The organism is Haloechinothrix halophila YIM 93223 (assembly GCF_000504245.1).
In the GTDB taxonomy this organism is placed as follows: Bacteria; Actinomycetota; Actinomycetes; order Mycobacteriales; family Pseudonocardiaceae; genus Haloechinothrix_A; species Haloechinothrix_A halophila.
In genome coordinates, this window is record NZ_KI632509.1 from 1177650 (window position 1) to 1190322 (window position 12673).

The 12673-nt window shown below is 68.3% G+C and carries 12 protein-coding genes; 8 read left to right on the plus strand and 4 right to left on the minus strand.

Annotated elements, in window-relative coordinates; genetic code table 11:
- Nucleotides 1–153: 153 nt before the first annotated feature.
- Nucleotides 154–402 carry an Lrp/AsnC ligand binding domain-containing protein gene (locus AMYHA_RS28265; protein ID WP_330759432.1) on the minus strand — a complete coding sequence of 83 codons (249 nt, stop codon included), beginning with the start codon at nt 400–402 and terminating at the stop codon, nt 154–156.
- Between the two features lie 35 nt (nt 403–437).
- On the opposite strand from AMYHA_RS28265, the gene AMYHA_RS05500 reads away from it, so the two are divergent.
- Complete coding sequence (locus AMYHA_RS05500; RefSeq protein WP_231104638.1) at nt 438–881, plus strand: rhodanese-like domain-containing protein; 444 nt, start codon at nt 438–440, stop codon at nt 879–881.
- A gap of 32 nt (nt 882–913) precedes the next feature.
- On the opposite strand, the gene eda is transcribed toward AMYHA_RS05500, so the two are convergent.
- The 3 genes from eda to zwf are packed head-to-tail and all read right to left on the minus strand — an operon-like array spanning nt 914 to nt 4958.
- Entirely contained in the window at nt 914–1549 is a 636-nt protein-coding gene (eda, locus tag AMYHA_RS05505; protein ID WP_034268611.1) for a bifunctional 4-hydroxy-2-oxoglutarate aldolase/2-dehydro-3-deoxy-phosphogluconate aldolase, read from the minus strand.
- A complete protein-coding gene (gene edd / locus AMYHA_RS05510; protein ID WP_051399573.1) occupies nt 1546–3483 on the minus strand; it encodes a phosphogluconate dehydratase in 1938 nt (645 codons plus the stop codon). Before edd ends, eda begins: the two co-directional genes overlap by 4 nt.
- Nucleotides 3480–4958, minus strand: coding sequence for a glucose-6-phosphate dehydrogenase (gene zwf, locus AMYHA_RS05515; RefSeq protein ID WP_034268613.1), 1479 nt, complete (start codon nt 4956–4958; stop codon nt 3480–3482). The genes edd and zwf overlap by 4 nt, the downstream gene beginning before the upstream one ends.
- Nucleotides 4959–5139: 181 nt before the next feature.
- Between zwf and AMYHA_RS05520 the strand changes: the two genes are divergently transcribed.
- The 7 genes from AMYHA_RS05520 (at nt 5140) to AMYHA_RS05550 (ending at nt 12669) form a co-directional block, all read left to right on the plus strand.
- On the plus strand, nt 5140–6312 hold the full coding sequence (locus AMYHA_RS05520) for an ROK family transcriptional regulator (protein WP_034268616.1): 1173 nt from the start codon (nt 5140–5142) through the stop codon (nt 6310–6312).
- A gap of 168 nt (nt 6313–6480) precedes the next feature.
- Complete coding sequence (locus tag AMYHA_RS05525; RefSeq protein ID WP_034268619.1) at nt 6481–7596, plus strand: hypothetical protein; 1116 nt, start codon at nt 6481–6483, stop codon at nt 7594–7596.
- Nucleotides 7596–9068 (plus strand): ABC transporter substrate-binding protein, encoded by a 1473-nt coding sequence (locus tag AMYHA_RS05530; protein ID WP_034268622.1) that lies wholly within the window; start codon nt 7596–7598, stop codon nt 9066–9068. Before AMYHA_RS05525 ends, AMYHA_RS05530 begins: the two co-directional genes overlap by 1 nt.
- Nucleotides 9065–9961 (plus strand): branched-chain amino acid ABC transporter permease, encoded by an 897-nt coding sequence (locus AMYHA_RS05535; RefSeq protein WP_034268625.1) that lies wholly within the window; start codon nt 9065–9067, stop codon nt 9959–9961. The genes AMYHA_RS05530 and AMYHA_RS05535 overlap by 4 nt, the downstream gene beginning before the upstream one ends.
- Nucleotides 9958–11151: a branched-chain amino acid ABC transporter permease gene (locus tag AMYHA_RS05540; protein WP_034268628.1), complete on the plus strand. Its 1194-nt coding sequence runs from the start codon at nt 9958–9960 to the stop codon at nt 11149–11151. Before AMYHA_RS05535 ends, AMYHA_RS05540 begins: the two co-directional genes overlap by 4 nt.
- Nucleotides 11138–11962: an ABC transporter ATP-binding protein gene (locus AMYHA_RS05545; protein ID WP_051399574.1), complete on the plus strand. Its 825-nt coding sequence runs from the start codon at nt 11138–11140 to the stop codon at nt 11960–11962. The genes AMYHA_RS05540 and AMYHA_RS05545 overlap by 14 nt, the downstream gene beginning before the upstream one ends.
- A complete protein-coding gene (locus AMYHA_RS05550; protein WP_196776845.1) occupies nt 11962–12669 on the plus strand; it encodes an ABC transporter ATP-binding protein in 708 nt (235 codons plus the stop codon). Before AMYHA_RS05545 ends, AMYHA_RS05550 begins: the two co-directional genes overlap by 1 nt.
- Nucleotides 12670–12673: the final 4 nt, after the last annotated feature.

Below are 12673 nucleotides of genomic sequence, written 5' to 3' on the forward strand. Positions count from 1 at the left end.
TTTTGACTGCCGAAACTAGTGTTTTAGGATATGGCTGCCAAGGAGCTTGGTCAACGTCGGTTACGCGGGAATGCCTTTTCATTCGCAAGCGTCCATTGCGAATGAATGGCACCGGTGTTGCAGATCATGACGTTTGGTGTCGGAGGGTCGGCCTCACACGGGTGGCAGTAGTGGTCGCAGGGCCAGCGGTGAGGAGTAGGCGACACTAGTCGTCACGCTCCCGAGACCGCCAACCTTGCCGGTGATCTGCTCGAGGTGCCTCATGCTCGTGGCGACGACTTTCATGATGAAGCAATCGTCTCCGGTGACGTGGTGAGCTTCGATGATCTCCGGAAGCTCGGCCAAGAGGTCGTGCAACGGCTTGTAGTTGCTATTCGGATAACGCAGACGGAGGTACGCCAAGATGGTGTAGCCAAGGCGCTCATATTCTTATGAGCATGACATCGTCTCGCATGACTTCAGGCGCCCGTATCGCACACTTCGCGGCCAAACTCACATTCGAGACCGACGCATCGGATGTTCACGCCGATCAAGAGAACGGCGTCCAGTTCGCCCTCGTCGACTCCCGCGGAGCCGCGGCATGGGCGCAAGGGCGAGCCGTCGGGGCCATCCACCTGCCGACCGGGCTTATCGCCGAGAAGGCGTTGGACCAGATCCCGCAGGACATGCCGGTGGTGACTTACTGCTGGGGTCCCGGATGCAACGGTGCCACACGTGCCGCTTTGGAGTTCGCGAAGCTCGGCTACGAAGTCAAGGAGATGATCGGCGGATTCGAGTATTGGGCTCGTGAGGGGTACCCCGTCGAGAACGACCACGGTCGGGTCACGCGAGCGAAAGATCCGCTGACAGCCCCGATCGACTCCGTCTCTTGTGACTGCTGAACCTGGGAACATCCGTCCCGCGACCCGCGGAGCTACGTGAGGCCGAGCGAGGCGGCCTGGGTGGCGAGCTGCGTGACGCAGGTCCAGTCGCCGGTAGCCATGGCGTCCGCCGGGGACAGCCACGATCCGCCGACACACCCGACCGTGGGCAGTGCGAGGTAGTTCGGCGCGCTGAGCGGGGTGATGCCGCCGGTCGGACAGAACCTCGCCTGTGGCAACGGCCCGGCGAGCGCCTTCAGGAAGGGTTGCCCGCCAGCGGCCTCCGCGGGGAAGAACTTCATCTCCGTGATGCCGCGCTCCAGCAACGCGAGTGACTCGGACGCGGTGGACACGCCGGGCAGGTACGGCAGCCCGGTGTCCGCCATCGCGTCGAGCAGCGCCGGCGTGCTGCCCGGGCTGACCAGGAACCGCGCGCCCGCACCGACGGCGTCCTTGACCTGAGCGGGTGTGGTGAGCGTGCCCGCGCCGACGAGGACGTCCGGCAGTTCGTCGGCGATGCGCTCGATCGCCGTCAACGCGGCGTCCGAGCGTAGCGTCACCTCGACGATCCGGACGCCGCCAGCCGCTAGCGCCCGTGCGAGCGGCACCGCCGTGTCGGCGTCGTCGATGACGACGACGGGGATGACAGGGCTGACGTCGAGCACACCGGTTGGCTGCGCGCCGGTCATGCGGTACCTCCCGCCGAGGTGAGACCGGACGACGCGGTGCCCATCCCAGCGCCTGCGATCCCGGCGTCGGAACCGCCCCCAGGGTCGGTTCCGACGCCGAGGCCGTACCCCCGGAACACCGTCGCGCCGCGGTCGGCCGCACCGACCGCGGCGCGCAACGGTGCGAACAGCTCGCGTCCGGTGCCGGTCGTCCGCGCCGATGCCGACGGGGCAGCGGCGGGACGGGCCGCCAATTCGGCGTCATCGACCAGCACTCGCAGTGCCCCGTCGTCGGCGTTGAGTTCGATCACGTCGCCGTCCTCGATGCGTGCGATGGGGCCATCGGTGGCGGCCTCAGGTGTCAGGTGGATCGCGGCGGGGATCTTGCCGGACGCGCCGGACATCCTGCCGTCGGTGATCAGCGCCACGGCGTGGCCCGCGTCCTGCAACACCCCGAGTGCGGGGATGAGTTTGTGCAGCTCAGGCATGCCGTTGGCCTGCGGGCCCTGGTGCCGGACGACGGCGACGACGTCGGTGTTCAGCTCACCATTCTGGAACGCGGCGAGGAACTCCGCCTGGTCGGCGAATACCCGCGCTGGCGCGCGCACCACCCGGTGTTCCGGCTTGATCGCGGACACCTTGATCACGGCGTTGCCCAGGTTTCCGGTGAGCATCCGCAGCCCGCCATCGGGTGCGAACGGGTCGGCCACACCACGCAGCACGGACTTGTCCAGGCTGTCGGCAGGCCCCGGCCGCCAGGTCAGCGCACCGTCGTCCAGCGCGGGCTCCTCCCGGTACCGCTCCGCGAGCGACCCGCCTGCCACGGTGCGGGCGTCAGCGTGCAGCAGCCCGGCGTCCAGTAGTTCGCCGACAAGGAACGCCATCCCGCCAGCGGCGTGGAAGTGGTTGATGTCGGCCGACCCGTTCGGGTAGATCGTCGCCAGCGACGGTGTCACCGCTGACAGCGCCGAGAAGTCCTCCCACCGCAGGTCGATGCCTGCGGCGGCGGCCATCGCGACCAGGTGCAGCGTGTGGTTGGCCGATCCGCCGCTCGCCAGTAGCGCGACGATGCCGTTGACGAACGCGCGCTCGTCCAGCACCTCGCCGATCGGCGTGTAGTCATCGCCGAGCGCGGTCAACCCGGTGACCTGACGTCCAGCGGCTTCGGTGAGCGCGTCCCGCAGCGGCGTGTTCGGGTTGACGAAGCTCGCGCCGGGAAGGTGCAGTCCCATCACCTCGACGACGAGCTGATTGGAGTTCGCGGTGCCGTAGAAGGTGCAGGTGCCCTCGCTGTGGTACGAGGCGGCCTCGGCGTCCAGCAGTTCATCGCGACCCACCTTGCCCTCGGCGAACGCCTGCCGCACGCGCGACTTCTCCGCGTTCGGCAGCCCTGAGGTCATCGGGCCCGCGGGTACCAGGATCGCCGGCAGATGCCCGAACGACAGCGCGCCGATCACCAGCCCAGGCACGATCTTGTCGCACACGCCGAGCAATAGCGCGCCGTCGAACATGTCGTGGGAGAGCGCGATCGCCGTGGCCATCGCGATCACCTCGCGGCTGAACAGCGACAGCTCCATGCCCGCGCGGCCCTGCGTGATGCCGTCGCACATCGCGGGAACGCCACCGGCGAACTGCGCGATACCGCCCGCCTCGATCACCGCCTGCTTGAGCTGCCGGGGAAACGTCTCGAACGGCTTGTGTGCCGAGAGCATGTCGTTGTACGCGGACACGATCGCGATGTTCGGCTTCAGCGTGCCGCGAAGCAGGTCCTTCGCGCCTGGCTCTGCCGCCGCGAAGCCGTGCGCCAGATTGGAGCAGGCCAGTCCGCCTCGCGTCGGTCCTTGCGCCGCGGCCTCACGGATCCGAGTCAAGTAGTCGGCTCTGCTCGCCGCGCTGCGGTCGGCGATTCGCCGGGTGACATCGGCGACCGTGGCATGCAGCCGGGTGTCCGTCACACGTCCTCCTCGTGCCAGGTACGTCCGTCGCGTTCGATCAGTGCGGTGGCCGCGGTCGGTCCGCTTGTGCCCGCGGCGTAGCGCTTCGGGCGGGTGCCGGACTGTTCCCACGCCGCCAGGATCGGCTCCGTCCACTGCCAGGCGGCCTCGACCTCGTCGCGGCGCATGAACAACGTCGGGTCGCCGCGAACGACGTCGCCGAGCAACCGCTCGTAGGCGTCCGGCAGTCGCGAGTCGAAGGTCTCGGCGAAGCTGAGGTTCAGCGGCACCTGCCGCAGCCGCACCCCGCCGGGCCCTGGTTCCTTGGTGACCAGGTGCAGCCGCACCGCCTCGTCCGGTTGCAACCGGATGACCAGGCGGTTCGGGGCGATGAACTCGTCGGCGATGCCGGGGAAGATGGAGTGCGCCACCGGGCGGAACTGCACTACGACCTCCGACGCGCGGCGCTCCAGCCGCTTGCCGGTGCGCAGATAGAACGGCACGCCAGCCCAGCGCCAGTTGCCGACTTCGGCCTTGAGTGCCACGAAGGTCTCGGTTGTGCTCGGCTTGCCGTCCAGCTCGTCGAGGTAACCGGCGACCGGTTCGCCGTCGACAAGACCAGGCGCGTACTGCCCACGCACGGTGGCGCGCAGGACGTCCGGCCCCTCCAGCGGGCGCAGCGCCTGCAACACCTTCAGCTTCTCGTCGCGCACCGCGTCACGGTCCAGTCGTGTTGGCGGCTCCATCGCGACCAGGCACAGCAGCTGCAGCAGGTGGTTCTGCACCATGTCGCGCAGTGCGCCCGAGGTGTCGTAGTACCCGGCCCTGCTGCCAGCACCGACGGTTTCGCTCGCGGTGATCTGCACGTGATCGATCGCGCCGGAGTTCCACAGCGGTTCGAGCAGCGCGTTCGCGAAGCGCAGCACCAGCAGGTTCTGCACCGTCTCCTTGCCGAGATAGTGGTCGATGCGGAAGATCTGCTGCTCGGAGAACACCGCGCCGACCTCGTCGTTGATGGCCCGCGCCGAGGCGATGTCGCGGCCGATCGGCTTCTCGAGCACCACGCGGGACTGCTCGTTCACCAGCCGGGACTCCGCCAGCTTCGCGCACACCGGCCCGAAGAGATGTGGCGTGCAGGCGAGGTAGAACACCCGTACGGCCTGCGGCTCCTCGGAGAGCCTCGTGATCAGCTCAAGCCAGGGGTCCTGGCCAGCGATGTCGATGGTGACGTGGTGCAGCCGCGCGAGGAAGTTCTCCTCGCTGGCGGCGTCGTGGCAATCCGCGGGCAGGAATCCCCGTAGTTCGGCGGCGACCTTGTCGCGGTACCCGGCGTCATCCAGCCCGGCGCGAGACACCGCGACGATCCGGGTCTGCTCAGCGAGGTGTCCGTCGCGATCGCGCAGGTACAGGGCTGGCAACAGCTTGCGCATGGCCAGATCTCCCGTGCCACCGAACACGACGATGTCGCAGGGGGCAATCGGGTGGGCTGCCGACATGGCTCGTCTCCTCCGTCCCGGACGGTGCCGGGCGTCAAGCAGGTTCGCTCACAGATTAGACCGAAATAGGTACAAAAACAAGCAAACTTTGGCACTTTAAAGACTTAACTTCACAGTAGGGTTGGATTACGGGGCCGGTAGAACCACATCGGCCGCACCAGGCAGGTTGGGAGCGTGGGCAGTGGCACGACGGGCGAGCGCGGTGGGCGCGTCGGTCGGTGAGGTCTTCCGGCTGATCCGGCAGGGGAGAGCCGCGACGCGCTCGGACATCGGGCGGTTGACCGGCCTGTCCAGGACGGCGGTCACACTGCGGGTCACTCAGCTGCTCGACAAGGGGCTTGTCGTCGAGCGCGCCGAGGGCGGTTCCACTGGAGGACGGCCGCCGGTGCGGCTACGGTTCCACGCCGATGGCGGCACCGTCCTCGCCGCGGCACTCGGCGCGAGCAGGGCGCAGCTCGCCGTCTGCGACCTCGCGGGGACCGTGCTCAGCGAGACCGAGTTCGGCGTCGACCTCGCCGACGGCCCTGAGGTGCTGCTCACCAACGCCGTCAAATACCTCGAGCGGTTGTTCGCCGAGTCGGGGCGCTCCCGCGACACGCTCTGGGGCGTCGGGGTGAGCGTGCCCGGCGCCATCGACGTCGCGACCGGGACCAGCTTGAGTCCCGCCGTGCAGCCCGGCTGGGGAGATGTCGCGGTCGCGGACTACTTCACCACCCGCTTCGGGGTGCCGACACGGGTGGACAACGACGTCAACGTGCTCGCGATCGCGGAGCACCGCAGGCATCCCGAGGTCGACGACCTGCTGGTGATCAAGGCATCGACCGGGATCGGCGCGGGATTGATCGCGGGCGGACGGCTGCAGCGCGGCGCGCTCGGCGCGGCGGGCGAACTCGGCCACACCAGGGTCTGCGACGCGGACGACATCGCGTGTCACTGCGGCAACACCGGCTGCCTGGAAGCCGTCGCTGGCGGTAGGGCGATCGCGGCGGAGTGCGCAGCACTGGGAAGTCCGATCGTTGACGCGTTCGGCGTCGCGGAGCTGGTGCGATCGGGCGACCCTGAGGCGCTGCGGCTGATGCGGCAGGCAGGCAGGCGCATCGGCGAGGTGATCGCGGGTGCGATCAACCTGCTCAACCCTGGTCTGATCGTGGTGGGTGGTGATCTGGCGCACGCCTACGAGCCGCTGGTTGCAGGCATGCGTGAGGTGATTTACCAGCGTGCGACCGCGACCGCGACCCGCACGCTGCGCATCGAGCCGAGCGAGATGCACGCGCGAGCCGGGATCGGCGCCTGCGCCACGTTGATCCTCGACGACGTTCTCTCCCGCCACGCCGTTGACACGCTGCTGTCCTGACCTGCCCGGAGAACGTCTCGTCTGTCTTTATTGCCCGGTCACCCGGGTGGGTTGATGCGCTGCTCCGTTCAGGCGACGCCATTTTTGTATTACCAACCAGTATCCCGCATGGACGTGAATCGTTGTCCCGTTCGACGTGCGATCGACGAACAGGACAAGGACGGTGCTATGACGGCCCTTCGGCGCATGACCGCTGCGGTCTTCGCGCTCAGCCTCGGCTTCGGCTTCGTCGGGATGACCGCAGCGCTCGCGGAGGTACCCGGCGCCGAACCGGGCACCATGTCCGGTGCCAGCGTCACCAAGACGGGCTGGTGGTGGAAGACCAACGACTCCAGCGAGACGCCACCGGAAGTGCGGCCGGTCACCGACGCGGTACCGCCGCCGCCCCCGCCGAAGAACGTGCCAGAGGACACTCTGCCGGTCGCCGCGCACCTGGGTGAGCCCGACAAGGTGTCGGCGATCGAGTTCGACTTCGACGCCGAGCCCGGCGCGCTGGTGACCTCCTTCCAGCTCTCGCTGCGGGAGTCCGAGGAACCCGGTGCCAACGCCGCGGCCGATGCCGAGGAGACCTCGGTGGTGGCCTGCGAGGTGACCGAGGCGTTCTGGACGGACGGCGAGGCCGCGAACTGGCCTGCCCGCCCCGACTACGACGACGGCGGCTGCCAGAAGGGCGTCCGCGACGACAAGGGCGTGTGGACCTTCGACCTGACGTCGTTCGCCGCGAAGTGGCTCGGCACAGATCAGCGTGCGTCCGGCTCTGTCGTGCTCGTCGAGGACGTCGACGCGCCGGTCACCTTCCAGGCGGTCTTCAACGGCCCGGAGTTGGACGGTGTCGGCACCTCGCTCGAGTCGACGCCGGGCACCGACGCCGGCGGTTCGGGCACCGGCGACAGCGGCAGGCCGGACATCGACGTCAGCAGCCAGGCGTCGGGCGCGGGCTCGGTGCCGCCCGCATCGGGTGGCGTTCCCACGGCGAGCTCGGCCGGTATGGACGCCGTACCGCAGGCGGCGGACGCCCCCACTCCCGCGGCGCAGGCGCAGCAGCAACCGCCGCAGCCGCAGGCCGCGGGCAACCAGCCGTTCTTGATCGCACCGTCGGCCGTCGAGGCCGTCCCGGCAGGGGTGTGGGTGCTCGCTCCGCTCGTGCTCGGCGTGGCCTACCTGATGATGCTCGCGCTCGGCCCAGCCGGTGAGCCCAACGCTCACCTGACGCGCAGAGGGGTCAGCAAGGCGTTGGAGCGCTTGCGGAGCACGGGCACGAAGACCGCAGAAGGAGTGCGCTGATGTTGATGCGCAAACGTTCGATGCGGGCAGCGGCCGTGCTGTCCGCGCTGGCCCTCACGCTGGTCGCCGGGTGCGGGCAGAAGCCGGGGGTGGCCCAGCTGTACGGGCCGGGCGGCACCTATGGCTCCCAGGGTGTCGCGCCCGGTCAGCCGGGCGTACCCGGCCAGCCGGGCGCCGTTCCTGGCGCACCGGGCAGCACGGGCCAGAACGCTGGTCCCGGCGCGACCGCACCCGGCCAGCAGGTCGGCGGGACACCGGCCGGTGGCACGGCAGGTACCGCTGGTCCCGGCGGCACGGGCGGCAGTGGCGGCTCCACCGGCGGCCCTGGCGGCTCCGGTGGAAATGGCGGTGGGTCCGGCGGTCCCGCCGACACCACGGGCGTCAGCGACAGCACCATCAAGATCGGCATCCACGCGCCGGTGACCGGCGCTGCCGCGTTCCCGCAGCGTTCGTTCGAGAACGCCGTCGGCGTCTACGCCAGCTACATCAACAGCAAGGGTGGCATCAACGGCCGCAAGCTCGAGGTGCTGTTCCGCGACGACGGTTTCGACCCGAACCGCGCGCGGGCGGTCTGCAAGGACCTCGCGCAGCAGCAGAAGGTGTTCATGCTGATCGGCGGCGCTGGCTCCGACCAGATCGACTCCTGCGCCCGCTACGCCGACTCGGTCGGCGTGCCGTACGTGTCCGCTGGCGTGCATGAGACGCGGCCAGGACAGGGGCCGCTCGGCGACCTGCGCACCTACTACGCGGCATCGCTGACCTACGAGCAGCAGGCCCCGCTGATCACCAACCTGGTGCAGAAGCAGTTCGGCGGTGAGAAGGTCGGCCTGCTCGTGGCGAGCAACGACAGCCTGAACAGCTACTTCGACACCCAGACCGCCGCGCTCAAGAAGGCCATCGGCGACAACCTCGAGTTCGCTGACCGGGTGCCGAAGAACATCCAGTCCGAGGCGCCGACCATCGCGGCCAAGATCTGCAACAGCGGCGTGTCCGCCGTGGTGTGGAACGCGGCCCCGAGCGGTCTGATCAACGTCACCAAGTCGATGACGTGCAGCGTCCGGTTCATGGGGCCGGGTAACACCAACGGCCTCAACATCGTGGCGCAGGGTGGTTGCCCGCAGCTGGACAACGCGCAGTTCTTCTCGTCGTTCCCGCAGCTCGACAAGATCAACCAGCTGGACCCGAACTTCGAACCGGCATACCGGAAGAAGAACGGCGGTTCCGACCCCGATGACATCGGCATCGCGATCTGGGGCATCGAGAAGCTGGTCAGCCAGATCGCGAAGGCAGCAGGCAAGGACCTGAGCAGGCAGAGCTTCATGGCCGCCATGAACAGTGGCAAGAAGTTCGACAACGGCGTCTACCCCGCTGTCAACTTCGGCAAGAGTCGCTTCGGCGGCACCGCCATGCACCTGCTCAGGGCGGACTGCGGCAGCAGCCGGTTCCTGACAGAACGGCTCAACGTCAAATGACGACAGAACTAGGCATCGCCGTCGTCAACGGCGTCTTCCGTGGCAGCGTGTACGCCCTCGTCGCGCTCGGCATCGTGCTGATCTACCGGGCATCGGGCGTGTTCAACTTCGCCCAGGCCGAGTTCGGCACGACCGGGCTGTTCGCCGCGTATATCGGCATCGAGCTGTGGCAGTGGCCGTACTGGCTCGGCCTGCTGTTCGGCCTCGCCGCCGCGGTGGCGATGGGGCTGGCGACCGAGCGGCTGGTCATCAACCCGCTGCGCAACTCGTCGCGGGTGACGCTGCTGGTCGGCACGGCGGGCGTCGCGCTCGCCGCGATCGGCATCCAGTTCTGGCAGAGCAACGAACAGCCCATCCGGTCGATGCCGAAGCTCGTGGAAGGCGTCGCATTCCAGCCGTTCGGTGCGGCGATCACCTACCAGCACCTGATCACGTTCGTGGTGCTGATCGTGGTGGCGCTCGCGCTCGCGGTGTTCTTCCGCTCGCCGTCCGGGCTCGCGATCCAGGCGGCGCAGCAGGAAGGCACCGCCGCTGAACTGGTCGGCATCAGCGTGCGGCGGGTGTCGATGATGACGTGGGGCATCGCGGCGCTACTCGGCGGACTCGCCGGGGTGCTGTCCGGCCCCAACCTGACGTTCACCGCGGGCTTCCTCACCTTCGGGGCAGGGGCCGCGCTGCTGCCAGGTTTCATGGCCGCCGTGCTCGGCGGGATGAAGAGCATGCCCGGCGCGTTGTTCGGCGGGCTTCTCGTCGGCGTGATCGAACAGTTCGGCAACCTCAGCATCCTCAGTGACGTCTCCGGCGGCGGTGCGATGATGCTGTTCCTGTTCCTGCTTGTCGTGCTGCTGTTGCGCCCGCAGGGTCTGTTCGTGCGGAAGGCGGTGGCAGCATGACGGAAACACTCCCGGAAACTCCCGAGGAAAGCACTCGCGAACTGCCGCCCGTCGAGGCGGAGCAGGTCACCGAGGCCACCAGGGTTACCGAGGCCGTCGACGACACCGACGACGATGCCGCGCCCTTCCGGCCTGGCATCGGCGGTTGGATCGCGCGCGGGCTGATCTGGGCGTTGCTCGCTTGGGTCGTGTTCGCGCTGCCCGGCAACATCCTGTCGCCGTTCGAGCTGGGCGTCTCCGACGTCGGGCACGCGAGCAAGGCCGCGATCTTCGCGATCATCGGGCTGTCGTTGAACGTCCTAATCGGCTACACCGGCACGATCTCGCTGGGCCACCAGGCGTTCGTCGGCGTCGGTGCGTTCGTGTCGGCCTACGTCGTGGTCGACATGGGGCTGGAGTTCTGGGTCGCCGTGCCGATCGCGGCGGCGGTCGGCGGGTTGCAGGCGGCGTTGCTCGGCGCGATCTCGCTGCGGCTCACCGGCCTGTACTTCGCGCTGGTGACGTTGGCGTACGGCCTGTTCGCGGAAGAGACGCTGTTCGGTATCACCGCGTTCACCGGCGGCGAGGGTGGCAAGAACGTGCCGCGCCCGCTCGGGTTCGAGGACGACTACACCTTCTACTACCTGTGCCTCGCGTTCCTCGCTGCCGTGTTGTGGGTGGACTGGCGGCTGATGCGCTCCAAGGGCGGCAGGGCGTTGCAGGCGCTGCGGGAGAACCCGAGGGTCGCGTCGTCGTACGGCATCAACGTCAAGGCGTACACGCTGATGGCGTTCGTCGTCTCCGGCATCTTCGCCAGCATCGGCGGCGCGCTGCTCGCGCAGCAGAGCACATTCCTCGTGCCCAAGACGTTCAGCTTCCAGCTCGCGCTGATCTTCATCCTGATGACGGTCGTCGGCGGGCTGCGTAATCGGGTCGGCGTCGTCATCGGCTCTGTCGTGTTCGCCTTACTGGAGGAGGGCACCCTGGTGCACCTGCTGCACCTGGAAGGCATCCTCGACAGCACCATCGGCCTGCCCGCCGAGTTCTTCGGCCTCGTCATCGGCCCGATCCTGCTGCTGCTGACCATCACCCTCTATCCGGGGGGCATCGGGCAGCAGATCGCGCCGATCGCGCAGTGGCTGCGGGGCCGCAAGTTCGACATTCACGCGGGCAAGGTGACCGAAGTGGAGGTGACGGATGTCCGTGCTTGAAGTCCGCAACCTGAGCGTCCACTTCGGTGGTGTTCGGGCGCTGGAGCACGTCAGCATGGAAGCGGGCGAGTGGGAGATCGTCGGCATCATCGGCCCGAACGGCGCTGGCAAGACCACGCTGTTCAACTGCATCACCGGCTTTTACCGGCCGAGCAAGGGCAAGATCCGCTACCGGGGCAAGTCGATCGCCCGGCTTCCCGTGCACAAGCGCACCGCGCTTGGCATCGGCCGCACGTTCCAGAACGTCGGGCTGGTCAAGAACACCACGGTCGCCGAGAACCTGGTGACCGCGCAGCACCTGGAGATCAACTACGACCCGTGGGCTGGGATGCTCGGCGGGCCTGCCACGTTCGCGGAGGAGTCCCGGCTGCGGGAACGGGCCGACCAGCTGCTCGAACTGCTCGATCTGTCCGATGTGGCCGACGCGCGGGTCGCGGATCTGCCGTACGGCGTGCTCAAGCGGGTCGAGATCGCCACGGTGCTCGCCACCGATCCCGACCTGCTGCTGCTCGACGAGCCCGGCTCCGGCATGGGACCGGAAGAGGCGCACGCGCTTGGCGACACGTTGCTTGAACTGCGTAAGGAGTTCGGCATCACCATCGTGATGATCGATCACCACGTGCCGCTGGTCACCCAGGTCTCCGATTACGTCTACTGCCTCAACTTCGGTGAGGTGCTCGCCGAGGGCAGGCCGGAAGCCGTGCGCAGCCACCCCGAGGTGGTGCGGGCCTACCTGGGCGAAGAACCGGAAGCGGAAGCCGAGACGGCATCGGTGCCCGACGCGGACGCGGTGAGTGAGGAGTACGTCTGATGGCGCTGCTCGAAGTGTCCGACCTTGTGGTCGGCTACGACGCCTTCCCGGTGCTGCACGGCATCAACTTCACCGTCGAGGAGGGCGAGCTGTGCGTGCTGCTCGGGCTCAACGGCGCCGGCAAGACCACCACGGTGTCCAGTGTGGCCGGTCTGGTGAAGACCCGCTCGGGAAGTGTCGTCTTCGACGGCAAGGACCTCGGTCGCCGCTCGCCGTCCGCGCGGGTGGCTGGCGGGATCTCGCTCAGCCCCGAAGGGCGGCGGGTGTTCCCCCGGCTGTCGGTGAAGCAGAACCTGCGGCTCGGCGCGTGGACGCGGCGGCGGCAGAGTAAGGCGGTGCAGCGGCAGCTCGACCTGGTCTACGACTACTTCCCCCGGCTCGGGGAGCGGGAAGGCCAGCTCGCGGGCACGCTCTCCGGCGGTGAGCAGCAGATGCTCGCGGTCGGCAGGGCGTTGATGTCGCGGCCGAAACTGCTGTTGATCGACGAAGCGTCGCTCGGCCTCTCGCCGACGGTGGCGCGCACGGTGTGGGAGGTGACCTCCCGCATCAAGCAGGACGGAACGACGGTGCTGATGGTCGAACAGAACGCGGGCGCGCTCCCGTTCGCCGACCGGGCACTGATCATGGAGAAGGGAACCCTGGTGTACACCGGCGTCGGTGACGAGCTGCGTGCCGTCAACCTGCGCGAGGCGTACCTCGGGGCCTAGGCAA